At 60.9% G+C, this 22,581-nt stretch carries 23 protein-coding genes; 6 read left to right on the forward strand and 17 right to left on the reverse strand.

The window, feature by feature from the left end; all coding sequences use genetic code 11:
* Window positions 1–13: 13 nt before the first annotated feature.
* On the forward strand, window positions 14–715 hold the full coding sequence (locus CHU95_RS08030) for a DJ-1/PfpI family protein (RefSeq protein WP_207762422.1): 702 nt from the start codon (window positions 14–16) through the stop codon (window positions 713–715).
* A gap of 112 nt (window positions 716–827) precedes the next feature.
* On the opposite strand, the gene CHU95_RS08035 is transcribed toward CHU95_RS08030, so the two are convergent.
* The 9 genes from CHU95_RS08035 to CHU95_RS08075 are packed head-to-tail and all read right to left on the reverse strand — an operon-like array spanning window position 828 to window position 8,014.
* On the reverse strand, window positions 828–1,211 hold the full coding sequence (locus CHU95_RS08035) for an ACT domain-containing protein (RefSeq protein WP_094455526.1): 384 nt from the start codon (window positions 1,209–1,211) through the stop codon (window positions 828–830).
* Window positions 1,211–1,633: a DUF6841 family protein gene (locus tag CHU95_RS08040; RefSeq protein ID WP_094455528.1), complete on the reverse strand. Its 423-nt coding sequence runs from the start codon at window positions 1,631–1,633 to the stop codon at window positions 1,211–1,213. The genes CHU95_RS08035 and CHU95_RS08040 overlap by 1 nt, the downstream gene beginning before the upstream one ends.
* Before the next feature lie 51 nt (window positions 1,634–1,684).
* Window positions 1,685–2,581: a ParB/RepB/Spo0J family partition protein gene (locus tag CHU95_RS08045; RefSeq protein ID WP_094455530.1), complete on the reverse strand. Its 897-nt coding sequence runs from the start codon at window positions 2,579–2,581 to the stop codon at window positions 1,685–1,687.
* The gene (locus CHU95_RS08050) at window positions 2,574–3,392 is read right to left on the reverse strand and encodes a ParA family protein (RefSeq protein ID WP_094455532.1); all 819 of its coding nucleotides are present in this window, start codon (window positions 3,390–3,392) and stop codon (window positions 2,574–2,576) included. Before CHU95_RS08050 ends, CHU95_RS08045 begins: the two co-directional genes overlap by 8 nt.
* 40 nt (window positions 3,393–3,432) lie before the next feature.
* A complete protein-coding gene (rsmG, locus tag CHU95_RS08055; RefSeq protein WP_094455899.1) occupies window positions 3,433–4,038 on the reverse strand; it encodes a 16S rRNA (guanine(527)-N(7))-methyltransferase RsmG in 606 nt (201 codons plus the stop codon).
* A 55-nt stretch (window positions 4,039–4,093) separates the two neighbouring features.
* A complete protein-coding gene (mnmG, locus tag CHU95_RS08060; RefSeq protein WP_094455901.1) occupies window positions 4,094–5,962 on the reverse strand; it encodes a tRNA uridine-5-carboxymethylaminomethyl(34) synthesis enzyme MnmG in 1,869 nt (622 codons plus the stop codon).
* Window positions 5,963–6,022: 60 nt separating this feature from the next.
* Complete coding sequence (gene mnmE / locus CHU95_RS08065) at window positions 6,023–7,342, reverse strand: tRNA uridine-5-carboxymethylaminomethyl(34) synthesis GTPase MnmE (protein WP_094455534.1); 1,320 nt, start codon at window positions 7,340–7,342, stop codon at window positions 6,023–6,025.
* 22 nt (window positions 7,343–7,364) lie between these two features.
* On the reverse strand, window positions 7,365–7,754 hold the full coding sequence (locus CHU95_RS08070; protein WP_245838044.1) for a (2Fe-2S) ferredoxin domain-containing protein: 390 nt from the start codon (window positions 7,752–7,754) through the stop codon (window positions 7,365–7,367).
* Window positions 7,751–8,014: a DUF6489 family protein gene (locus tag CHU95_RS08075; protein ID WP_094455536.1), complete on the reverse strand. Its 264-nt coding sequence runs from the start codon at window positions 8,012–8,014 to the stop codon at window positions 7,751–7,753. Before CHU95_RS08075 ends, CHU95_RS08070 begins: the two co-directional genes overlap by 4 nt.
* Window positions 8,015–8,145: 131 nt before the next feature.
* Here CHU95_RS08075 and CHU95_RS08080 point away from each other — a divergent pair, with 131 nt between their 5' ends.
* Genes CHU95_RS08080 through CHU95_RS08090 form a run of 3 tightly spaced genes read left to right on the forward strand, consistent with a single transcriptional unit; the run spans window position 8,146 to window position 11,969 of the window.
* Complete coding sequence (locus tag CHU95_RS08080; RefSeq protein ID WP_094455538.1) at window positions 8,146–10,200, forward strand: thioredoxin domain-containing protein; 2,055 nt, start codon at window positions 8,146–8,148, stop codon at window positions 10,198–10,200.
* A gap of 45 nt (window positions 10,201–10,245) precedes the next feature.
* Complete coding sequence (locus tag CHU95_RS08085) at window positions 10,246–10,938, forward strand: dienelactone hydrolase family protein (protein ID WP_094455540.1); 693 nt, start codon at window positions 10,246–10,248, stop codon at window positions 10,936–10,938.
* 56 nt (window positions 10,939–10,994) lie between these two features.
* Complete coding sequence (locus tag CHU95_RS08090) at window positions 10,995–11,969, forward strand: quinone oxidoreductase family protein (RefSeq protein ID WP_094455542.1); 975 nt, start codon at window positions 10,995–10,997, stop codon at window positions 11,967–11,969.
* A gap of 13 nt (window positions 11,970–11,982) precedes the next feature.
* On the opposite strand, the gene CHU95_RS08095 is transcribed toward CHU95_RS08090, so the two are convergent.
* From CHU95_RS08095 to CHU95_RS08105, 3 genes are all read right to left on the reverse strand, one after another.
* The gene (locus CHU95_RS08095; protein WP_094455544.1) at window positions 11,983–13,821 is read right to left on the reverse strand and encodes a DUF885 domain-containing protein; all 1,839 of its coding nucleotides are present in this window, start codon (window positions 13,819–13,821) and stop codon (window positions 11,983–11,985) included.
* Window positions 13,822–13,920: 99 nt separating this feature from the next.
* Window positions 13,921–14,871 carry a glutathione synthase gene (gene gshB, locus CHU95_RS08100; RefSeq protein WP_094455545.1) on the reverse strand — a complete coding sequence of 317 codons (951 nt, stop codon included), beginning with the start codon at window positions 14,869–14,871 and terminating at the stop codon, window positions 13,921–13,923.
* 91 nt (window positions 14,872–14,962) lie between these two features.
* Complete coding sequence (locus CHU95_RS08105) at window positions 14,963–15,802, reverse strand: SirB1 family protein (RefSeq protein ID WP_094455905.1); 840 nt, start codon at window positions 15,800–15,802, stop codon at window positions 14,963–14,965.
* 211 nt (window positions 15,803–16,013) lie between these two features.
* Here CHU95_RS08105 and CHU95_RS08110 point away from each other — a divergent pair, with 211 nt between their 5' ends.
* Both CHU95_RS08110 and ihfB read left to right on the forward strand, forming a co-directional pair.
* Window positions 16,014–16,676 carry a TetR/AcrR family transcriptional regulator gene (locus tag CHU95_RS08110; protein WP_094455547.1) on the forward strand — a complete coding sequence of 221 codons (663 nt, stop codon included), beginning with the start codon at window positions 16,014–16,016 and terminating at the stop codon, window positions 16,674–16,676.
* Between the two features lie 441 nt (window positions 16,677–17,117).
* Window positions 17,118–17,402: an integration host factor subunit beta gene (ihfB, locus tag CHU95_RS08115; RefSeq protein ID WP_054168028.1), complete on the forward strand. Its 285-nt coding sequence runs from the start codon at window positions 17,118–17,120 to the stop codon at window positions 17,400–17,402.
* A 194-nt stretch (window positions 17,403–17,596) separates the two neighbouring features.
* Here the strand turns inward: ihfB and CHU95_RS08120 are convergent, their stop codons facing one another.
* The 5 genes from CHU95_RS08120 to hemE form a co-directional block, all read right to left on the reverse strand.
* A complete protein-coding gene (locus CHU95_RS08120) occupies window positions 17,597–18,184 on the reverse strand; it encodes a malonic semialdehyde reductase (protein WP_094455549.1) in 588 nt (195 codons plus the stop codon).
* Between the two features lie 99 nt (window positions 18,185–18,283).
* The gene (locus CHU95_RS08125) at window positions 18,284–19,381 is read right to left on the reverse strand and encodes a glucosaminidase domain-containing protein (protein ID WP_094455551.1); all 1,098 of its coding nucleotides are present in this window, start codon (window positions 19,379–19,381) and stop codon (window positions 18,284–18,286) included.
* A gap of 316 nt (window positions 19,382–19,697) precedes the next feature.
* Window positions 19,698–20,252, reverse strand: a complete 555-nt coding sequence (locus CHU95_RS08130) for a NifU family protein (protein WP_094455553.1) — start codon at window positions 20,250–20,252, stop codon at window positions 19,698–19,700.
* 65 nt (window positions 20,253–20,317) lie between these two features.
* Window positions 20,318–21,343, reverse strand: coding sequence for a ferrochelatase (locus CHU95_RS08135; protein WP_133065476.1), 1,026 nt, complete (start codon window positions 21,341–21,343; stop codon window positions 20,318–20,320).
* Window positions 21,344–21,373: 30 nt separating this feature from the next.
* Complete coding sequence (hemE, locus tag CHU95_RS08140; RefSeq protein ID WP_245838047.1) at window positions 21,374–22,438, reverse strand: uroporphyrinogen decarboxylase; 1,065 nt, start codon at window positions 22,436–22,438, stop codon at window positions 21,374–21,376.
* Window positions 22,439–22,581 lie beyond the last annotated feature (143 nt).

The following is a 22,581-nucleotide window of genomic DNA, read 5'->3' on the forward strand; positions in this document are numbered from 1 at the left end:
GAAGGATGGACCCATGAACATCGTCATGCTGCTCTATCCCCGCCTCACCCAGTTGGACCTGACGGGCCCGTTCGAGGTTTTTACCCGCCTGCCCGACGTGAAGATCATTCTGGCCGCCAAAAGCCTGGACCCTGTCACCGACAGCGGCGGCTTGCGGCTGCTGCCCACGCACACGCTGGCCGAGGCACCACAGGCGGATATCCTGTTCGTGCCCGGCGGTCCGGGGCAGTTGCACCTGATGGATGACGCCGTGACGCTGGATTTCCTGCGTGCCCAGGCCGTTGCTGCACGCTACGTCACCTCGGTCTGCACGGGATCACTGGTTTTGGCCGCCGCGGGCCTGCTGACCGGTTATCGTGCCACCTGTCATTGGATGTCGCTGGATCAGCTTGCCCTGTTCGGCTGCACACCCAGCAGCGAGCGGGTGGTGGTGGACGGCAACCGCGTCACCGGCGGCGGCGTCACCTCCGGCATCGATTTCGCCCTGCAGCTGGCGGCCCTGTTGTTCGATCAGGACCGCGCCGAGCGCACCCAGCTCTCCATGGAATACAATCCCGCCCCCCCCTTCAGCAGCGGCCACCCAAACAGCGCCGATCCAGCAATGGTGGAGGCGATGCGGGCGCGAGCGTCAGGACTGCAGCAGAAGCGCTGGGAGGCGGCGAGGACAGCGGCGGCACGGTTGGGGTTGGCTGTTTCGTCTGACAAAAATTCGTGAGCACAGGGCCTTCTGGATAAAATTTCGGGAGCAACGATCAAAATTTCCGCGCCGCCCCCCGATTCAGACAAATTCTGGTGAAGGCGGACAAGCATTTGTCGAGCCGTCGCGTTTACCCCGCTACCCGATGCCCCGCCGCCGTCAGGGCTGTGATCGCCGCCTGCAGCGTCTCCTCCCGCACCAGGATGTAATCCGTGTCATAGGTGGCGATGGCGAACAGGCTGATGCCGGCATCAGCCAGCGGGGCTGTCAGGGCGGCCAGAATACCGGTCAGGGCAAAGTCCAGCGGTCCTTGCACCTTCAACGCCCGCCACGGCCCCACGGCCGCCACATCGGCCGGAATGCGGTCCTGGCGGACCACGACGGACAATTCCTCGTCGGTGCGCGTGATGCTGACAAAGCCTGGACCCGCTGCCCAGGCGGGCAGGGGCGCGGCGGGGGCCAAACGGCAGACGGCCAGTTGGTCGGGCAGCAGCGTCAGCGGCAGGGACGGCATCAGGCGCCGGCCGGCAGCTTCACCGGCTCTTCATAGGAGATGACAACGGCGACGCGCCAGCCGGCCTCCCCGTCACGGCGCAGGACATAGGAGGTGGAGAAACGCATGATTTCTGCCCGGTCAGCAGAGCGCAGCAGCCACAGTACCTCTGCCCGCGCCAGATTCTCCCCACAGGGCCAGGCCCAGACGGCGGCCGGCACCGGCCAGGCCAGCCCGATATGGCGATAGGTATCCAGCATGCCATCGACATAGGCGCGCACGGCCGCCGGATCGCCATACACGATGGGCTTTGCCGCCGTCAGGACCGTCAGGGGTTGATCGAACAGAGCCGCGACGCGGTCAGTGTCATAGGCGGCGAAGGCAGCGCTGTAGCCGTTGAAATAAGCAGCGGCTTCAGCGCCGATCTGGCTGCTATCGGTCATTTTTCCCCCTGGATTGCCTGTTATTGTTGATTACTTCTATGCCGCACGGGCTTACCGTTTCAAAATGCGGTTCAGCACACCATCCAATTGATCCAGCGTGCGATAATGGATCTGCAATGTCCCCTTCTTGCCGGTACCAGCCAGTGTAACCTTCAGCCCAAGCGCCAGTGAGACTTCACGCTCAAGGGCCACAGTGTCAGGCGCCTTTTCCTTGACCGCCTTTGTGAGCACCAGCGGTTCCGCCGACATCTGCTTTACCAGCGCCTCGGTCTGGCGCACATTCAGTTCGCGCTTGATGACCTCCTGCGCCGCGACCATCGGGTCGGGGGCCGTCAGCAGGGCACGAGCATGGCCCATCGACAGGCTGCCCTCTTGGACCAGATGTTTGACCTCGTCCGGCAGGGCCAGGAGACGCAACATGTTGGCAACATGGGACCGGCTTTTGCCGACTGAACGCGCCAAGTCCTCCTGTGTGTGGTCGAACTCATCCATCAAGCGTTTATAGCCTTCCGCCTCTTCCAAAGGCGTCAGATCGGAACGCTGGATATTCTCGACCAGCGCAATCTCCAGCGCCTCGCGGTCGGTGAGGGTGCGGACCAGAACCGGCACTTCATGCAGGCCGGCCAACTGAGCCGCTCGCCAGCGCCGTTCACCGGCGATGATCTCATAACTGGTGTGCCCAGGGGCAGCACCGGGCTCTTTGCGCACCAGCAATGGCTGCAGGATACCGCGCTCCCGCACACTTTCGACAAGGGCGGTCAGTGCCTCCTCGTCAAAGCGGCGCCTTGGCTGGAATTTGCCCGGATGAACCTGATCAATGGGCAGCAATCGGGTCAGCCGGACCCGATCAACCTGCTGCTCTTCCTCGTTCCCCGCAGCTTCGCCGAACAGGGCGGACAGACCGCGCCCAAGGCCAGTGCGCGAATTGTTCTTTTTTGGTTCATCCATAAGCCAACTGCCGCTTCCGCTCGCGCTTCAACATTTCACCCGCCAGATGGATATAGGCCTGTGCACCCGCCGACTTGTGGTCATAGAGCAGCACCGGCTTGCCATGGCTGGGCGCCTCGGACACCCGCACATTGCGGGGGATCACCGTCTCATAAACCTTTTCGCCGAAGAAGCCACGCACATCGGCGGCCACCATGTCGGACAGGTTATTACGACGGTCGAACATCGTCAGGACCACGCCGTTAATATCAAGCGTGGGGTTGAAGGCGCGCTTCACGCGCTCAATGGTACGGATCAGGTGCGAAAGCCCTTCCAGGGCATAAAATTCGCACTGCAATGGCACCAGCACAGCATCAGCCGCCGCCAGCGCATTCAGGGTCAGCAATCCCAGTGCCGGTGGGCAGTCGATCAAGATGTAATCGAACCCGCCGGATGATTTTTCCAGACTGTCCTTCAGCCGGAACTCGCGACGTTCGACATTGACCAGTTCGACCTCGGCCCCTGACAGATCGACATTGGCCGTCACCACCCACAGGCCGGGAACAGAGGTCGCTACTGCGACCTCTTCCACCGCCAGGTCGGCGAACAGCAGGTCATAGATGCCAAATTCCCGGTTGCTCTGTGGAATGCCTAACCCGGTGGAGGCATTGCCCTGAGGGTCATTGTCAATGATCAGCACCCGCTTGCCACAAGCAGCCAGCGCGGTGGCCAGATTAATGGTGGTCGTGGTTTTGCCCACGCCCCCCTTCTGGTTGGCCAGGGCGATCACACGGGCACGGTGGGCGGGAAGGGGCAGGGCGGCGCTCGGCACGGTCGTTCAACCTCTGTCGTTCGGCATGTGCGAGACCGGCTTATCGCGGTGAAAGCTCGGTAAGACGCAGGATGGTTCCGGCCGGATCAGTCTGGCTGGGGAACCGCTCGACCCGCATATTCCAGGAATCCTGCACGGCGGTCAATTCATCCTCCGCCGTCCTGCCCTTCGGAAATAGGCAGGTGCCGCCCAGTTTCAGCATTCCATGGGCCCAAGGCAGCAACAGCGCCAGTTCCGCCAGGGCACGGGCAGACACAACATCAGCCGGAGGGGTATCCGCTACTTCAATCCGAACCGGGTGAACCGTCACCGGGGCGCCTGTCACCCGCGCCACCTCACGCAGAAAAGCAGCCTTGCGTACATCCGACTCGACCAGATGCACCTCCGGCACACCCAGGATGGCCAGAACCAGACCCGGGAACCCAGCACCAGACCCCAGATCCACCAGCACCTGGGCACCTTCCGGGATCAGGCTGAAGACCTGGGCACTGTCGGCTAGATGCCGCGACCAGAGATCATCCAAGGTTGACTTGGACACAAGATTGATGGCCGGGTTCCACTTGTGCAGATGCGCCGCATAGAGTTCCAGCCTGGCCAGTGTTTCACGTGAAACACCGAAGCGGGACTGAAACTCATGCGGGCTCATTGGCGGCGGGCCGGGCGGCCGGGGCATTGGTGGCAATTTCAGCGGCTTGGACGGTTTACGCGGCGCCACGGTCGCCCCCGCGCTTCTTCACATACCGCAACAAAGAGGTGAGGGCCGCCGGCGTCATGCCCGGAATACGAGCAGCCGCCCCCAGCGTGGCAGGGCGTGTGGCCTTGAGCTTCTGGCGGATCTCAGCGGACAGCGAGGCGATGCCACCCGGGTCCAGATCAGCCGGCAACTCCAGCGCCTCGTCCTTGCGGAAGGCACGGATATCGGCCTCCTGGCGATCCAGATAGCCAGCATACTTACCATCAATCTCTACCTGCTCAGCAATGTCAGGCGACAGGCTGGATAGCGCCGGCCAGACCTGGCACAGGCGCGGGAAGTCAATCTCCGGATAGCGCAGCAGGTCCAGTGCGTTGCGCCGCACACCATCCTTGTTGATGTGCAACCCCTGCTTTTCCAGCTCGTTCGGCGTGGCCGACAGGCTGGTGACCAGGTCGCGCGCCCGCGCCAGGGCCTGCTTCTTGGCGGCCCAATGCGCTTGCCGGCGGCTACCCACCACACCGATATCCAGGCCACGATCGGTCAGGCGCTGATCGGCATTGTCGGCGCGCAGGAGCAGGCGATATTCAGCCCGGCTGGTAAACATGCGATAGGGTTCAGAGGTGCCCCGCGTGATCAAATCATCGATCAATACACCGATATAGGCCTCGGCCCGGTCCAGGACGAATGGGGCGGAACCTGCAACGAGCAGAGCGGCATTGATGCCGGCGATCAGCCCCTGCGCGGCCGCTTCTTCATACCCCGTGGTGCCATTGATCTGACCAGCCAGGAACAGGCGTGGCAGACGACGGGTTTCCAGTGTGCGGGTGAGCTCGCGCGGGTCAACATAATCATATTCAATGGCATAGCCGGGTCGGATCATCCGCACCTGTTCCAGGCCAGGGATGTTTTTCAGAATATCGAGCTGTACATCACGGGGCAGGGAGGTGGAGATGCCATTGGGATAGACCGTGTCATCGTCCAGCCCCTCCGGCTCCAGAAAAATCTGGTGCCGTTCCTTATCGGCGAAGCGGACAACCTTATCCTCCACGCTGGGGCAGTAACGGGGGCCCACACCCTCAATCTGACCCGAATACATGGGGGCGCGATGGATGTTATCGCGAATGATGCGGTGAACTTCCGCCGTCGTATAGGTGATGGCGCAGTCGATCTGCGGCGTTGTGATCCGGTCAGTCAGGGTGGAAAAGGGCGGGGGCGGGTTGTCACCGGGCTGCATTTCCAACCCGGCCCAATCGATGGTCTTACCATCCAGACGCGGCGGCGTGCCCGTCTTTAACCGACCGAGATTGAAGCCCAGCTTCTCCAGGGTCAAAGACAGGCCGATGGCTGGTTCTTCGCCCACCCGGCCCGCCGGGATTTTTTCTTCCCCAATATGGATCAGCCCGCGCAGAAAGGTACCGGTGGTCAGGACCACAGCACCAGCGCGGATTTCCCGACCGTCACCGGTCACGATTCCGGCGCAAGCACCCGCAGCATCGATGATCAGGTCTTCGACGGCGGCGGCAATAATGTCCAGGTTCGGCAGTTCAGCCAGCGCCGCCTGCATGGCCTGCCGGTACAGTTTGCGGTCGGCCTGGGCACGTGGGCCCCGTACCGCCGGCCCCTTGGACCGGTTCAGGATACGGAACTGGATGCCACCCTGGTCCGTCACCCGGCCCATGACACCGTCCAGCGCATCAATCTCCCGCACAAGATGTCCCTTGCCCAGGCCACCGATGGCCGGGTTGCACGACATCTCGCCAATGGTTTCCGTCTTGTGGGTCACCAGCGCCGTACGGGCCCCCGCACGCGCCGCCGCGGCCGCCGCCTCGCATCCCGCATGGCCGCCGCCAACCACGATCACATCATAGTGCTGCATGGGCGGGAAGATAAGCGCGGCCGGGGTTGGTGTCAAAGGCTGGGGGCGCATGGGCCCCCGTCACTTCCCGATACAGAAATCCCGAAAAATCACGTCCAGCAAATCTTCTACATCCACCCGCCCCGTGATGCGGCCCAGGGCACGCACGGCCAGACGCACATCCTCTGCCGCCAGTTCCGGCAGCGGCGCCTGCAGCGCCCGGTGCAGGTTTTCCCGACATTCCTCCAGCGCCGCGCGGTGCCGGGCACGGGTCAGGGCCGGCGCACCCGAAGGGGCGTAGCGGGCGGCAACAGCCTGTTCCAGGGCCGACAGCAAGGCCGGCACACCATCCCCCGTTCGGGCAGACAGCGGCAGGATCGGGCGGCCCACCAGGGGCGCCACGGCGCCCGGCAGATCAGCCTTGTTCATCACCAGAATGGCATCATCATCGGCCAGCGCCAGGGTGGCGGGATCGGGCAATTCACTGCCATCAAAGACCAGCAATTTCAGATCGGCCTTGGCGGCCCGGTCCAGGGCACGGCGGATGCCCTCGCTTTCCACCTGATCGGCGGCATCACGCAGGCCCGCCGTATCGGCCAGCAAAACGGGATAACCACCCAGGTCCAACTGCACCTCAATCACATCCCGCGTCGTACCCGCCTGGTTCGACACGATGGCAACATCGCGCCGCGCAATGGCGTTCAGCAGGCTGGACTTACCGGCATTGGGCGCCCCGAGAATAGCGATGGAAATGCCATCGCGCAGCCGCTCGCCACGCCCCTGATCGGCCAGATGCCCCGACAGGTCGGCCACCAGCCCCTCCACCACAGGGCGTACGGCATCCGACAGGCCACCGGGTAGATCTTCGTCGGGGAAGTCGATATCCGCCTCCAGATGGGCCAGCGCACGGGTCAGGCGGTGGCGCCAGCCATCGTAAAGCTGACCCAAAGCGCCTTCCATCTGGCGCAGGGCCTGGCGCCTTTGTGCTGCTGTTTCGGCATCCACCAGATCGGCAATGGCCTCAGCCTCCGTCAGGTCCAGCTTGCCATGCTCAAACGCGCGGCGGCTGAACTCCCCCGGTTCAGCCACACGCAGACCCAGACCCATCAGCGCCTGGGTCGCCGCCGACAGGACAGCGCGACCACCATGCAGATGCAGTTCCACCACATCCTCACCCGTGAAACTACCGGGACCGGGAAAGGCCAGGACAAGGGCCTTGTCGAACAGCTCCCCCGTGACCGGGTCACGCAGCGCCGCCAGTCTGGCATGGCGCGGCGAGGGTAGGGGACAACCGGTCAGCCGTGACAATGCCGTCCCCGCATCCGGGCCGGAGATGCGGATGACCTGCACCCCGGCACGACCGGGAGCAGAGGCCAGGGCGAAGATCGTGTCGGTCCGCATCAGGCGTGTTTCACGTGAAACATCATTCCGCCGCCACGCGGCGGGCGACGATATCGGCGGGCAGCTTGTCGGTAGGCAGCAGCATCAGGCGCTCCACACGCTTGCCCTCCACCAGATGGGTTTGCAGCACTTCGTCAATGTCGGCCTTACTGGTCACCGCGTACCAGACGCCTTCGGGATAAACCACCAGGACCGGCCCCAACTCGCACCGGTCCAGACAGCCGGCATTATTGATGCGTACCGCCTTGCCCAGACCCAGGCCCGTGGCCTTCTTCTTCATATAGTCACGCAGCTCATCACCGCCCTTTTCGCGGCAGCAGCCACGTGGGTGACCCGCTTCACGTTCATTGGTGCAGACAAACACATGCGCACGGTAATAGGGGGCGGGGTCCGTCAGAATGTCGTCACTCACTTTTTGGTATCCTTTGTCGGGGTGCCGCCCATGGCGCTGGACATTTGTGACCACATCATTTTCTGGAACTGTTCAATACCCTGCAGCCCCACGGGCAGCCAGGTCTTCATCATGGTTTCGGGGTCCATAGCCTTCATATTGGCCGACAACTGATCCTGCATCTGCTGCATCAGGGCTGTCTGCATGGGCTGCACATCAGGCAAACCCAGAAAGGTCCGGGCTTCTTCGGGTGTGCAATCAATATTGATGGTCACCTTCATGGCGCCGGATCTCCTTCTGACGTGCCGTGATTTTTCCTGCACCCTGGGTTTGACACAAGGATAAACTATCTGTTGTTCACATGCCCGTCATGGATTGGCGCCATGATGGACCACCCGGCAAAGGATGAAACATGGCCACGCCACCAAACAGCGCCCATCGCGGCGCCGGCAACCTGCTGTACCGGGAAACCAGCCCCTATCTGCGCCAACATATCGACAATCCCGTGGATTGGATGGGATGGGGTCCAGAGGCATTGACGAAGGCCAAGGCCGAAGGCAAGCCAATCTTGCTGTCGGTGGGTTATGCCGCCTGCCATTGGTGCCATGTCATGGCCCATGAAAGTTTTGAGCACCCTGTCATTGCCTCACTGATGAACAGGCTGTTCGTCAATATCAAGGTGGACCGGGAAGAACGCCCCGATCTTGACCATATCTACCAGCAGGCACTGGCCCTTCTCGGGCAGCAAGGGGGCTGGCCTTTGACGATGTTCCTGACCCCGGATGGTCATCCTTTCTGGGGCGGAACCTACTTTCCACCTGAACGGCGGTGGGGGCGTCCTGGCTTTCCTGAAGTCCTGCAGACCGTGGCACAAACCTTTGCCGAAGAACCAGCCAAGGTTCAGCGGAATGTCAAAGCGCTGGCCACAGCCATGGATAATCTATCGGCGGGCCGCCCCGGCGAGGCGATCACCGATGATACATTCATTCAAGTCGCCGAACATCTTGCGCAGGAGGTGGACCCCGTCTGGGGCGGTATCGGGGGGGCCCCCAAATTCCCGCAGCCCGGGATTTTTGAACTGCTGTGGCGGGCCTTCTGCCGCACGGGCCAACCGCACTTTGCCAGCGCGGTCATCCAGACCCTGACCCGGATGGGCCAAGGTGGCATCTATGATCATCTGGGCGGCGGTTTTGCCCGCTACGCGGTGGATGCAGAATGGCTGGTCCCGCATTTTGAAAAGATGCTGTACGACAATGCTCAATTAATCGACCTGATGTTGACTGTCTGGCAAGAGACACGCGACCCATTGCTGAAAGCCCGCATCACCGAAACGGCCGATTGGGTACTGGCGGAAATGCGGGCTGAAGGTGGCGGTTTTGCCGCCTCACTGGATGCCGACAGCGAGGGGGAGGAGGGGCGTTTCTATGTCTGGACCGACAGGGAAATCCGCCGACTGCTGCCCGCCGACGATGCCGACCTGTTCTGTCGTACCTATGGGGTGACGGAAGAGGGCAACTGGGAAGGTCACACGATCCTCAATCGGATGCATGAGGACACACTCGCCGACGACACCGCCGAAGCGACTCTTCAGCGCTGCCGCGCCCTGCTATTGCGGGCACGGGCGTCCCGGGTGCGCCCCGGCTGGGATGACAAGGTCCTGGCCGATTGGAATGGCATGATGATCGCGGCCCTGGCACGGGCCGGCACGGTGCTTGAGAGAGCCGACTGGCTACAGGCCGCGCAAGATGCCTACCGTTTTGTGGTGGCACAAATGACAACCCCTGATGGCCGGTTGCTGCACAGCTACAGAGACCAGCAGGCACGCCATCGCGGAACCTTGGAAGACCATGCCAACATGGCACGCGCCGGTGTCATCCTGTATGAGATGACGGGGCAGGAAGCGTATCTGACACAGGCCGTGGCCTGGTTGGTCGAGATCGACCGGCATTTCCGTGATGGCACCGATGGCGGGTATTTCAGCACGGCAGAGGATGCCGATGATCTGATCCGCCGGCCGCGCCACGCCCATGACAATGCTGTTCCGTCCGGCAACGGCACCCTGGTTTGGCTGTTCAGCCGATTGTGGTTGATCACCGGTGACGACCAGTGGCGGCAAAAGGCCGATGCCCAGATCACCGCCTTTGCGGGCGAGGTGGGGCGGAACTTCTTCCCTCTGGCAGGCTTCCTGAACGGTGTGGACCAGCGCCTGCATGGCCAGTCACTGGTTCTTGTGGGGCCGATGAATGATCCGGACCTTATTGCCCTGCGTCAGGTAGCATGGGCCAAGTCACGGCCCAATCTGGCCCTGATCCACCATCATGGCGAGGCATCCGCCTTGTCGTCGACACATCCCGCCGCCGGCAAAATCATGGTTAAAGGGCGCGCAACCGCTTATCTTTGCCAAGCACAGCATTGTTCAGCCCCGGTGACGGTCGCCACAGATCTGGCGGCCCTTCTGGGCGGATGATCATCCGCTCCATTTCATCTGTACATTCACAGGAAGGATATCCCGATGCCTGATGTTTCGATCCAATCCCCCGACGGTAATTTCAGTGCCTATCTGGCCACCCCGGCCAGCGGCGAAGGCCCCGGCATTGTAGTGATCCAGGAAATTTTCGGTGTGAACGCCAATCTGCGCGCCATTGCCGACAAATATGCCGAAGCGGGCTATTTTGCCATCGCCCCTGACCTGTTCTGGCGCCAGGAACCCGGTGTGCAGATCACGGATCAGACCGAGGCAGAATGGCAGAAAGCATTCCAGCTTTATCAGGGATTTAATGAGGTGAAGGGCGTGGAAGATCTCGCCACGACGCTGGCGTTCATCCGCCACTATCCCGGCGTCACCGGCAAGGTCGGCTGTGTTGGCTTCTGCCTGGGTGGCAAACTGGCCTATCTGATGGCCACTCGCACCGATATCGATGCTTCCGTCTCCTATTACGGGGTGGGGATCGACAAGGATGTGGCAGAGGTTCCAGCCATTACCAAACCGCTGCTGCTGCATATTGCTGCGCTGGATGGCTTTGTCCCGCCTGACGCACAGAATGCCATCAAGCAGGCCGTTGCCGGCAATTTCCTGGTGGAAGTGCATGTCTATCCGGAACGCGACCATGCCTTCACCCGGATCGGCGGCAAACATTACCATGACGCAGATGCCCTTTTGGCCCATGGCCGTTCGGCCGCGTTTTTTAAGAAGCATCTGGGCTGAGTGATGGCCCGGCCGGGATGCGGGGCCCCCCATCCCGGCCCAGTGCAGGAAAAGACATGACCCACGCCATCACTGTTGAACAGACGGGCGGGCCTGACATGCTGCGTTGGCAGACGGTCAATCTGCCACAGCCCGGACCGGGGCAGGCCTTAATCCGGCACACGGCCATCGGTCTGAACTTTATTGATATCTACTATCGCACTGGCCTGTATCCCGCCCCGCTTCCCTTTACCCCTGGCATGGAAGGGGCAGGTATTGTTGAAGCGGTGGGCGAGGGGGTGACGGATATCCAGCCGGGTGACCGCGTGGGGTATGGTCAGTCCCCCCTGGGTGCCTATGCGCAGCGACGCCTGATCCCGGCGGATAAGTTAATTCGTCTACCAGACTGGATCGGGGATGAGGTGGCGGCGGCCCTGCTCTTGCAGGGGCTGACAGCGCAATATCTGGTGCGACAGACTTTTCCCGTGAACCCGGGACATATCGTGTTGATCCATGCTGCGGCCGGTGGTGTCGGCCTGCTGGCCTGTCAATGGGCCAGGGCGCTTGGCGCCACTGTCATCGGAACGGTTGGATCGGTAGAAAAAGCCACCCTGGCCGCCAACCATGGCTGCCACCATGTCATCCTTTACCGGGAAGAGGATCTGGTTGTGCGCGTGCGGGAGATCACGGGCGGTCAAGGTGTTGATGTCGTTTTCGACGGGGTCGGCAAGGATACGTTCGACCGGTCGCTGGACTGCCTGCGCCGGCGTGGCCTGATGGTCAGCTACGGCAATGCCTCAGGCCCGGTACCACCCTTCGATATCAGCCTGCTCAATCGTAAGGGTGGGCTGTTCCTGACCCGGCCATCGGTGCAGCACTATGCCGGCACGCGGGCCGAATTGCTGGCCATGGCCGACGAGTTGTTCACTATGGTCAGGGCAGGGCAGGTGGTGGTGAATATCCATCAGCGTTTTGCGCTGCGTGACGTGGCCGAAGCCCACCGCGCCTTGGAGGCCAGGGCCACAACCGGCGCCACAGTGCTGATCCCGTAAGGGCAGGGGGTGATCACACCTCTTTGACCCACTGATCAACCACCTGTTCCAGAACCGACAACGGCAATGATCCATTGCCTAAGATGGTGTCATGGAAGCGTTTAATGTCAAACCGGCGGCCCAGTCGCTGTTTGGCCTCTTCCCGCAGAACCAGAATTTTCTGCATCCCGATGTAATAGGCACAGGCTTGGCCGGGATAAACGATATACCGATCCACCTCACGTTCCGCCACCTCGCGGGTGAACGCGGAATTGGCCACGAAATAATCAATGGCCTGAACCCGTGTCCAGCGTTTGGCATGGATGCCCGTGTCCATAACCAGGCGCAACGCCCGCCACAAGGCAAAGGTCAACCGGCCGAAATCGGAATAAGGATCGGCATAGAAACCCAGCTCCTTGGGCAACCGTTCTGAATAAAGGCCCCAGCCTTCGACATAGGCGGTGTGGAAGTCATGCCGGCGGAAGTCGGGCAGGCCCGTCGCTTCCTGCGCCAGGGCGATCTGCATATGGTGGCCCGGAATACCTTCATGAAAGGCCAGAACCTCCATCTGCCAGATCGGCATCTCTTTCATGTTGGACAGGTTCACATAATAGATGCCGGGTCGTGAGCCATCGGCGGCCGGTTGGCCATACCGGGCGATGGTGGAACTGGCCTCGCGATAGCGCTCAAACCGCTGGACCACCAGGGGTGCTTTGGGCTTCAGATTGAACTGGCCATCCAGGACCTGCTTCACCCGGTCCAGGATCAGGTTCGCGCCCTTGATATAGGCTTCCCGCCCAGCATCATCATCGGCGAAATAGAACTGACGGTCGGTACGCAGGAAATGGTTAAAGGCCTGCAGATCGCCCTTAAAGCCGACCTGGTCTTTGATTGTCTCCATTTCCGCATGGATGCGCTTCACCTCGGCCAAACCCAAGGCGTGAACATCCGTTGGATTGAGGGGCAAGGTCGTATGTCGGGAGAGGCAATGTTGATAATAGGCTTCGCCATCGGGCAGTTTCCAAACCCCATCACGGTCATCAGCCTTGGCCAGAACCGCCTCCATGGCCGCCGCCAGCCGCGTCCAGGCGGCGGCAAAGCGGGTAGACAACAGTGTTTCTGCTTCCGCCAGCAACGCGGTCTTCTCGGCGTCCGGCAGGTCCAGCGCCGATACTTTGGCCCGAAAACCAGCCAGCAGGCTCGCCTCTGCCGCCGCATTCGCCACAAAGGGACGCCCGGTCAAGACGGCACGGGTGGTGGCCAAGGCCTTTTCCATGGAAAAGCGCGGGGCAATAACGCCGTTCTCAGCCCGCACTTGCAGCGCCTGGATCAGTTGGTCAACCGGTTGATCGATCCGGGCAACGCGGGCCAGCCAGGCCTGGGCACCGGCCTGGTCCCGGACTGGGTGATACGTGGTCAGGGTATCAATAATGTCGCTGTGCCGGCCGTTAAAATGGTCAGTAGGATAGTCATGGCTGCGCCAACGGGCAGCGGACAGCTTTGCTTCCGCCTGATACTCCCACAGTGCCTTGTTCAGGCGTCCTTCGGGGGACAGGCCCGCATCAGGAAAGTCCCGGCGCAGGGTGGCCAGATCAGCGCGCAGCGCAGCATCATCGGCGGCAACGGCGGCATCGGAAAGATCGTCCCAGGCACCCTGATCGCCCGGTAAACCCAAAGCGGTGCGCAGCTCCGGCGATTTCGCAGCCTGACGGGCAAAAGCTTTGGCAAAAAACGCGTCCAATGCCGGATCAGCGGTGGTGGCGCGGGCCGGGCCGGTCAGCAGACCACCCACCAGGTTCCACGCGGCGAGGCCACAGCACGAACAGAGAAAGCCGCGACGCCCCATCACCGCATTGCTGCCGCTGACACCCATCACCGCATCTCCCCGTTCTGACGATAAGCGGGAAGAGTGGCGCAAGGTCGGAGAAGGGGCAATAGCGGCGCAAAGCCGACCTGTGCGCCCCTGCCAGTTTTACCGTGTGGCCGCGTACCGGGCTTCCATCGCGTCCCATAGAACGGATTCCAGTGCCGACCCATCCAACTGGTTGATCTGCTGGATGCCGGTAGGGCTGGTGACATTGATCTCTGTCAGATAATCCCCGATGACATCGATACCAACAAAGATCATGCCTTGCGCACGCAAGGTGGGGCCGATCGCCTCGCAAATCTCCTGCTCTCGCCGGGTCAACTGGGTTTTGCCGGCACTCCCCCCAGCATGGAAATTTGCCCGCGCTTCGCCATCCTGGGGGATGCGTGACACGGCACCGGCGGGTTTGCCATCGATCAGGATGATGCGTTTGTCGCCCTTACGAATCTCCGGCAGATATTTTTGTACAATGATCGGCTCGCGGTAAAGCTGGGTGAAGGTTTCCAGCAGGGCGCCCAGATTCTCATCATCGGGTTTCACGTGAAACACACCCGAACCACCGTTACCGAACAAGGGCTTAACAATAATGTCCTTCCATTCCGCACGGGCAGCCAGCACCTCTTCCGCCGACGATGTGATCACGGTTGGCGGCATCAGATCGGGAAAATGGGTAACAAACAGCTTTTCGGGTGCGTTGCGCACCGCGGCCGGGTCATTCACCACCAGGGTCTTGGGGTGGATATGTTCCAGCAGATGGGTGGCGGTGATATAGGCCATGTCGAAGGGTGGGTCCTGCCGCATCAACACCATGTCCATGGTCGACAGGTCGATTACTTCTGCCGCGCCCATGGCGTGATGATTACCGCGTTCACGGCGGACCTGCATCGGGCGCACCTTGGCGAACAGCCTGTTGCCACGCAGGGCCAGATCACGGGGGTGATAATGCCACAGCGTATGGCCGCGACGCTGAGCCTCCAGCGCCATCATAAACGTGCTGTCGGTATCGATGTTGATGGACTCGATCGGGTCCATCTGGATGGCGACCTTCAGGGTCATGTCAGAATGTCTCCGGCCAGCGGAAATGAAGAGAGCGGCAGGAAAGCATAAGCGCCGTCGCAACACCATGCGCGACGTCACAGGGCAGAGATTAAATCAGGCGACTGCGCAATTGCCGCAGCAACGTGCGCGTATGATCCAATAATTGTGCCGAAGCGCCCCGTTCCTCACCGATACGCAAAAACACCTCGAACGCCGCGATGCCAGCGGTCAAGTTGCCCAGATGGGCATTCAACAGGCCAGACTCCCGCCACAGACCAATATGGTCTGGGGCGAACAGCAACATGTCCTCGATCACGGCAAGGGCCTTTTGAGGCTGATCTGTCGACAGGTGGCGAAGTTTAAGGTTGTTTTGCAGGCGCAGCAGAATCTCGCGGTTCGACACAGGCGCATAATGATCGGGTGTCAACTCTGCCTCGATGCCGGCGGTCTGTTTTAACATGTCGCGCAATTCACGCGGTCCCAAAGGAGCGGCACCGCTGAACGGGTCAATAATCTGCCGACCACCGGCATAATCGAGACGCAGCAAGAAATGACCCGGGAAATTCAGCCCCAATATTTCCCAGCCCTGGGCGCGGGCCGCCTGGATCAGCAAGATGCCAAGGGAGACGGGCAAACCCCGACGCCGGTCAATAACCCTGACCAGATTGGCGTTCTGCAAATCCTCATAGGTTTCGCGATCACCGGTATACCCGTGCAGATCCAACAACTGGCCCAGCGCGATGACCCGTTGCGACAGGTCATCGGGTACATCCCGTATCAATCGGCCAAGGTCTGTCCCCAATTGTGCCAGATGGGATCGATAGGGGGCCAGATCGGCGGGATAATCCACAATGGCCAGCGCCAACGCGGCTTCGCCTAAATCAATATCGGCATCCACCTTGTTACCAAGGCGGCGCAGATAATCCAGGGCCTGTTGGCGCGGCGTCACGGGCGCACTGCTCGTTTCTGGTTCAATCGCGCTTCCCATAGCGCAGCCAGGGCCGGGGTGTCGAGCCTTTCGGCATGACCCCGCTTGACGTCTGGTCTGCCCGGCGCATTGCCATATTGCCTTGGTAAGGGCATTCGCTCTAGATAACACTCATCCCGATATAGGATTAAGGGATCGTTAAGTCAGTAACCTTTGTTTCTGGAAGAACACGATGTCGGTCTCCTCCTCGATCGCCAAGGAACAGGAAAGCGAATTTCAGGGTTCGCGTGTCCGGCAGACGCCAAAAAGCATCGCCACACACCAACGTATCATCGAAGCTGCCATACGTTGCTTCCTGGAAATCGGCTATCACCGCACCACCACGTCGGAAATTGCCAAGCAGGCCCGGGTAACGCGCGGTGCGGTTCAATATTACTTTCCTACGACACCGGAAGTGCTGCGCGCCACGGTCGACCATATCATCCAGGGCTTTACCACCGAATATGCGACCGCGACGGCCAATGTCGCGCATGAGGGCGGGGAGGGGCTGGACCAAGGTATCGATGCGCTGTGGCATGCCGCGCACAGCCCATTGTGGACTGCCTGGAAAGAACTGGAGGCTGCGGCACGCACAGAACCCGAGCTGGCCGCAATCATGGGACCGGCCAAAGCTGCCTTTGCTGCCCGCTGGGAGCAGACAGCAAAAGACCTGTACGGGTCATTTCTGGTGGCTGATCCGGTAAAGTTTGAAATGGGGCGGCACCTGGCTTGGCAATTCCTGCAGGGGCTGGCCAGCAGTCGCTTCACCCATACCGAAGAAGACCAGATGGTCAAGGCGCGCCTATTGGCGGAATTCAAACGTCTGATGCGCCAGTATTGGGGGCTTGAGGGCTGAGCCATCCGCACGCCACAACGCCCGGGGTCATTGCCTCACCGGCCAATCGCGGTGCGTCAGGCGCTTCATGCGACCATGACCATGGCGGCCAGCAGGACGGCGGCGGGCCCGCTACCAGTTGCGTCTGATGTTAACCGAGGCCGGCCCCAACCTGGACTGGTGGCCGCTGTCTGCCCCCCGGTGCGGGATGGACAATGATCAGGATCTGCACAAGCGGGCACTGGCTGGCCGCCATTGTGGCCCTTGCCGGACAGGCTTGCGGAATCCCCAGGAAAACTGTTTTCGCAGAAAGACTTACCCTTGCGCAGCCGCCCCGGCTGGGGCAATCTTCCTTGGTTAAACAAAGGTGGCCGACGGCCCATGACCTTCGGCCCGGCCGCCGGTCAGTCTGTGAAGGTCGGGTCTCTAGAAGGCTACAGGTCCCAGGGGGGATAAACAGGCATGACCAAGTCGGAACTGATCCAGCGACTGGCCGAACGTAACCCGCACCTCTATCAGCGGGACGTCGAAAAGATTGTGACCACGATCTTTGACGAGATCACGGAAGCATTGGCCCGAGGCGACCGGGTTGAATTGCGCGGCTTCGGTGCCTTCTCCGTCAAACGGCGCGACGCCCGCACAGGCCGCAACCCGCGGACGGGTGAAAGTGTGGATGTCGATGAAAAGGTCATCCCCTTCTTCAAGACCGGCAAACAGTTACGCGAACGGCTGAACACCGACGAGTGACGGGTTCTGGACGCACCAAACTGGCTGACCTGACGCATGAGGCGGGGCCGCCGCAGAGGCCTGTTCCGCTGTGCCGTTCGGTTGCTGTGTCGGACGTGCCAATCTCGGGCACGGGTAAATTCCATAAAAAACCCCGCCGACCCTGGGGGTGGCGGGGTTGGAGCCTATGGCAGCCGTTCAGCCAGCCCGTGAAATCACAGAATCTGGCAGACATCTTCAAAATCGAAGCGCGGGCTGCGTTCAAACAGGCTGACAGGGTCGCCGTAACCCAGATTACAGATGAAATTGACCTTGAAGCGACCATCCGCGAAGAATTCGGCGTTGACCTTGCCCTGATCAAAGCCGGACATCGGACCGCAATCGAGACCCACGGCACGCGCCGCCAGCAGGAAATATCCCGCCTGCAGGGTGCTGTTTCTGAACGCGGTTTCAAAGGCCACATCCGGGTGGGAAAACCAGGGGCGGGCATCCACATGCGGGAACAGCCGCGGCAGATGATCGGCAAATTGTGTGTCATAGGCCAGGATGGCTGTGACCGGCGCCGACATGGTCTTGGCTAGATTGCCTGCAGAGAGGGCCGGCCGCAGCCTTTCTTTCGCCTCTGGCGTCGTCAGGAAGACGATCCGCAGGGGACAGCAATTGGCACTTGTGGGGCCCCACCGCAGTAGATCATGGATTTGGCGAAGGGTTTCCCCGCCGACCGGCCGGTCGGTGAAGCCATTATAGGTACGGGCCTGCCGGAACAATTGATCCAGCGCGGCATCTGAAAGCATCTCACTCATTGTCGCATCCTTGGCAGCAAGCGGCAGTCATGCCCGTGATATCGGTCATCACAGGCATGAGGGCAAGTCACAAGAACCACATCCTGGTAAACAGCGGGTTCAGCGCCGCAGGCTGACCGGCACAACACCATGGTCGCGGGCCAATTCGGCCCGGGTGCGAGGCCCGACCACCTCTTCCATGTGATCCTCGCTCAACACCGCCTTGTCAAAATCAGACAAGGCGTTCGCCCGGATCAGCGACCGGATGGTCCGCAGATAATCTTCACCCCGTTCGGAATAGGCACCCAGAGAATTTACCAGCATCAAGCCCTCGACAGGCTTGTTCTGGCTGCGCAGGCTGGCCCGCATCTGCCGAAACTGCGTATAGGCACGGTGGGTGTTCAGATTGTGGATATAGCTTTCCACGCTGCCCTTCGGGTCATCAAATGACCGGAAGCGGTGGGTCTCACCCTGGCGGCGATTGCGCGGGACGATTCCCTCGTCCTCGGCCTTGAAGGTCAATTGCCCGAACAGGGCATTGCCTTTCTGAGCGAAACGGGAGGTGCCCCAGCCACTTTCTTCTGCCGCTTGAGCCAGGGCCAGGGAGACCGGAACGACATCCACCCGCTGCAAGAGCGCTTTTGTATTGACCTCGCCATCACCAGAAAGCCCGTAACGGATCGCCAGATCCGCCAGCCAGAGGCGGTCCTGTGGGGCCAGACCCTGGCCAGACTGCCGCAGGGCGTGCAACCGGCGAAGCCGGTCACGATCCAATTCAATCTGCTCATTGGCCAGCAAGATTAGGGGCAGCAATGTCTTGACGAACAAGGCTTTGCGGTCATCCGTCTTCTCCAGGGCCGTCATCCCGGTCGGCAGATCGGTCAGCACCAGGCGCGGCACCGCTGTTTCACCACTCCGTACCGCTTCGATCCGGTACTCACGGGAATGGAACAGGTCCAAGGTCGCCTTGGCTTCCAATGTGAAGGTCGGGTCATGGCGTGTGGTGGCCGCCGCTATCTCCACCGTGAAACCTGGGTCCGGGCGCAACACCGGCAGCAGGAATTCCCGCGCCGTCCTGTCCAGCGAACGGCTGGATGCGCTTATGAACACAGTACCCGGAACAATCACAGTGATCAGCAGGAACAGGGCCGACAGGCCCCATATGCGGGCAGCCGTGCCGCGGGGGCCATCAAGGCCCTCGTTCGCGTCTGTCTGCATTGTGTTTCAATCCTTTACAGTCCAAGCCGAATGGACAAACAGCGCCGCCCTTTCAAGGCGCGCGTCCGTCATTTTGCCGGAGCAAACTCCGCACTTTGGCCCATGGCCCCTAATAAGGCCGGCCTGACAGCATCAATGGCCAGATCCCCCCTGCGGTCCCTTCCTGGGTTTCGCCGCAAGCAGGATTTCATGCCGGTGGGGTCTAATTCCCCCGCAAAAGGGGGCCCCGACCCCCCCGGCACGCCATCTGTTGACGCTCTTTATCCCATTCCAATACGACCGAATTAGGGCGCATTTTATGGAACGGATTTTTACCTTACCGGATTTGCTGCACTTCGACAACCTCAGGAATGTAATAGCGCAGCATGTTCTCAATGCCGGCCTTAAGTGTCGCCGTACTGCTGGGGCACCCCGCGCACGCTCCCTTCATGGCCAGATAGACAACGCCCTTCTCAAAGCCATGAAAGGTGATATCGCCGCCATCCTGGGCCACTGCCGGCCGCACCTTGGCATCCAGCAATTCCTTAATCTGGGCTACGATCTCGTCGTCATCCTCATTCACCTGGTTATCATCTGCCTTGACCTGGGTCAAAACCGGCTTGCCGGTGGCAAAATGTTCCATGATGGCACCCAGAATGCCGGGCTTCATCACATACCAGTCGCGCCCGGCATCCTTGGTCACGGTGATGAAATCAGCAGCCAAAAACACACGGGTCACACCATCGACCTGAAACAGACGCTCAGCCAGGGGAGAGCGGGCGGCCGCATCGACCGCATCGGTGAAATCCGCCGTGCCGGTACCCAGAACATCACGACCCGGCAGGAACTTCAGGGTTGCCGGGTTCGGCGTGTCTTCGGTCTGAATGAACATGTTTTACTGTCCTGATCATGCCCCAGGGGCCTCACATGCGAACTTGGGGCCAATGGCCGGCATAATCAAGCCATGCTCTGCCCATGCATGGCAGCCACCGCCATGCGGCGATGTGGACATTGGCCGCGATCATCAGGACAAAGCCGGCGACCAAACCCTGTACAGATCCCGGCCCGGCCGGCCAGTGCCTGTCGTACCAGGGGTGCCAGATCCTCTCCCTCACTCCAAAATGGTTGCGCCATACTGAAGGACAGGACACCGGCAGCCGCGGCCAATTCCTGCCATTCGTCCCGGTAAGCAGCCCAATTGGCCCGCAGCAGCGGCGATCGGGTCAGTGGCAGCACCGACAAGGACGGTGTACGGGTGCGGCGGATGGCCTGTTCCACGGTCTGCAACCCGCCCTCATCAAATCCCGGTACATCCAAGCGGGCGACGACGATACGCCCAACGGGCAGGTCCAGCAGCAGGGTAAGTTCCCGTGCAAGCCGTTCCATCTGCCATGCCAACGGATCCCCATCGGGCCAAGCCATACCGGGCGCCACCAGCAGCAGCGATCCTGTGCCCGACCGGCCCAATGCTACGGATGCTCGCTGTGAGAGGATACGCAGAATGGCTGGATCAATGGGATGACAACACAGGCTGCTGGTCGTCACACCAAGGCCGGCTGCCTGTGCCGCACGGTCCCAGACCTGCAGCGCCATCCCATTCAAACCACCAGAAAAAAGCGGGGAAGGCGGAAGCAGCACCAGTCTGTCCGGTTGAAAGGCGGCCACATCATGGGCAATGGCAATGGCCGACGGTGACGCAAAAAGGCTGGCAGCAAAAACCCGTACAATACCCTCCCCCCATAGCGCGTTTTCCAGGCCTGTGATCAACGGGTCCACCGTCTGGGCCGTCAATTCATCCAGACTGAAATGCCGGCTCAGACGACGGGCGCGCAAAGCAATCAGGGCCCGTATCGGCAGGGAAGGGGGATGCCGATGGGCCGCCGTCAGCAAAGTCTGAAAATAGGGCAGAACCAGACTATCTGCCGCCGGTTGGCCCGGCTGCATCATGATGATGGCAATGCGGTCCCGAACAGAGTCTGACACCACCGGCACACAAATTGTGGGATTGAGTAATCAATCCCTTGTGTCAGGTTTCCAATCCCGTATCAACCCGGCCAAACGAGATACGTTTTCCGGTGATGTTTCCTTAATAATGCCGTGACCCAGGTTAAAAATGAAGGGTCTGTTGCCAAGAGTTTCCAGCAGATCAAGGACGGCACGGTCCATGGCCTCGCCGCCGGCGATCAACAGAACCGGGTCCAGATTTCCCTGAACAGCAACCTTGTGCTGCAGGTGTTTGGCAGCCCACGACGCAGGTACACCCGGGTCCAGCGATACGGCATCCACACCCGCCTGTTCAACAAACCCTTCCAGGTTCAGTCCCGCCGTGCGCGGAAAACCGATAATCGGCGTGCCGGGATGCCGTTCCTTCAACGCCGCCGTGATCCGCCGTGTCGGGGCCACAACAAAACGCTGGAAATCAGGCGCAGACAGCGCACCAGCCCAACTGTCGAACAGTTGCACCAGTTCGGCACCGGCCTGGATCTGCATAGACAGATACTCAACCGTCGCTTCCACCAGGATATCAATCAGCCGGTTAAAGCCGGCAGGGTCGGTATAGGCAAAACGCTTCACATGGGCGTATTCCTTCGACCCCCCCCCTTCGACCATGTAACAGGCCACGGTCCAGGGCGAGCCGGCGAAACCAATCAGGGCCGTCCGGTCATCCAGAGCAGCCCGAATGCGTGATACCGTCTCGTACACAGGTGCCGCCCGCCGATGCAGCCCATCCAAGTCCAGCTTCAGCAGACCTTGCTGATCACGGATGGCATCCAGCACCGGCCCTTCGCCTTCCGCGAAGCGCAAGCCTTGCCCCAGTGCGTGGGGGATGATCAGAATATCGGAAAACAGAATCGCAGCATCCATGCCATAGCGGCGCAAGGGTTGCAGCGTGACCTCGCAGGCAAGTTCAGGGTTCATGCAAAGGTCGAGGAACCCGCCAGCCTGTGCCCGAACCTGCCGATATTCCGGCAAATAGCGACCCGCCTGCCGCATCAGCCAGAAAGGCGGGGGTGTTTGAGCCTGACCGGCAAGGGCGGCCAGCATTTTCTTCTTCGGTGCAGGAACGACAGAGTTCATAGGCACAACCCGGATGACGGAGAGCGATAAGGCTGCCGGACTTTATCCCAACACCTCTCTTAAAACTTAACTTTTTTAATGAAAGGATAGGAGAGGTAGTAGGTCCTGTGGATAACGGTAATTCCTTCTTGTCCGCATTTTTG

The organism is Niveispirillum lacus, from assembly GCF_002251795.1.
GTDB lineage: Bacteria > Pseudomonadota > Alphaproteobacteria > Azospirillales > Azospirillaceae > Niveispirillum > Niveispirillum lacus.

Bases quoted from the DNA above. Each gene is read 5' to 3' on its own strand.
- CHU95_RS08030 (WP_207762422.1), top strand. From the start codon at position 14: ATGAACATCGTCATGCTGCTCTATCCCCGCCTCACCCAGTTGGACCTG.
- CHU95_RS08035 (WP_094455526.1), bottom strand. From the start codon at position 1,211: ATGCCGTCCCTGCCGCTGACGCTGCTGCCCGACCAACTGGCCGTCTGC.
- CHU95_RS08040 (WP_094455528.1), bottom strand. From the start codon at position 1,633: ATGACCGATAGCAGCCAGATCGGCGCTGAAGCCGCTGCTTATTTCAAC.
- CHU95_RS08045 (WP_094455530.1), bottom strand. From the start codon at position 2,581: ATGGATGAACCAAAAAAGAACAATTCGCGCACTGGCCTTGGGCGCGGT.
- rsmG (WP_094455899.1), bottom strand. From the start codon at position 4,038: ATGAGCCCGCATGAGTTTCAGTCCCGCTTCGGTGTTTCACGTGAAACA.
- mnmG (WP_094455901.1), bottom strand. From the start codon at position 5,962: ATGCAGCACTATGATGTGATCGTGGTTGGCGGCGGCCATGCGGGATGC.
- mnmE (WP_094455534.1), bottom strand. From the start codon at position 7,342: ATGCGGACCGACACGATCTTCGCCCTGGCCTCTGCTCCCGGTCGTGCC.
- CHU95_RS08075 (WP_094455536.1), bottom strand. From the start codon at position 8,014: ATGAAGGTGACCATCAATATTGATTGCACACCCGAAGAAGCCCGGACC.
- CHU95_RS08080 (WP_094455538.1), top strand. From the start codon at position 8,146: ATGGCCACGCCACCAAACAGCGCCCATCGCGGCGCCGGCAACCTGCTG.
- CHU95_RS08085 (WP_094455540.1), top strand. From the start codon at position 10,246: ATGCCTGATGTTTCGATCCAATCCCCCGACGGTAATTTCAGTGCCTAT.
- CHU95_RS08090 (WP_094455542.1), top strand. From the start codon at position 10,995: ATGACCCACGCCATCACTGTTGAACAGACGGGCGGGCCTGACATGCTG.
- CHU95_RS08095 (WP_094455544.1), bottom strand. From the start codon at position 13,821: ATGGGTGTCAGCGGCAGCAATGCGGTGATGGGGCGTCGCGGCTTTCTC.
- gshB (WP_094455545.1), bottom strand. From the start codon at position 14,871: ATGACCCTGAAGGTCGCCATCCAGATGGACCCGATCGAGTCCATCAAC.
- CHU95_RS08110 (WP_094455547.1), top strand. From the start codon at position 16,014: ATGTCGGTCTCCTCCTCGATCGCCAAGGAACAGGAAAGCGAATTTCAG.
- ihfB (WP_054168028.1), top strand. From the start codon at position 17,118: ATGACCAAGTCGGAACTGATCCAGCGACTGGCCGAACGTAACCCGCAC.
- CHU95_RS08120 (WP_094455549.1), bottom strand. From the start codon at position 18,184: ATGAGTGAGATGCTTTCAGATGCCGCGCTGGATCAATTGTTCCGGCAG.
- CHU95_RS08125 (WP_094455551.1), bottom strand. From the start codon at position 19,381: ATGCAGACAGACGCGAACGAGGGCCTTGATGGCCCCCGCGGCACGGCT.
- CHU95_RS08130 (WP_094455553.1), bottom strand. From the start codon at position 20,252: ATGTTCATTCAGACCGAAGACACGCCGAACCCGGCAACCCTGAAGTTC.
- hemE (WP_245838047.1), bottom strand. From the start codon at position 22,438: ATGAACTCTGTCGTTCCTGCACCGAAGAAGAAAATGCTGGCCGCCCTT.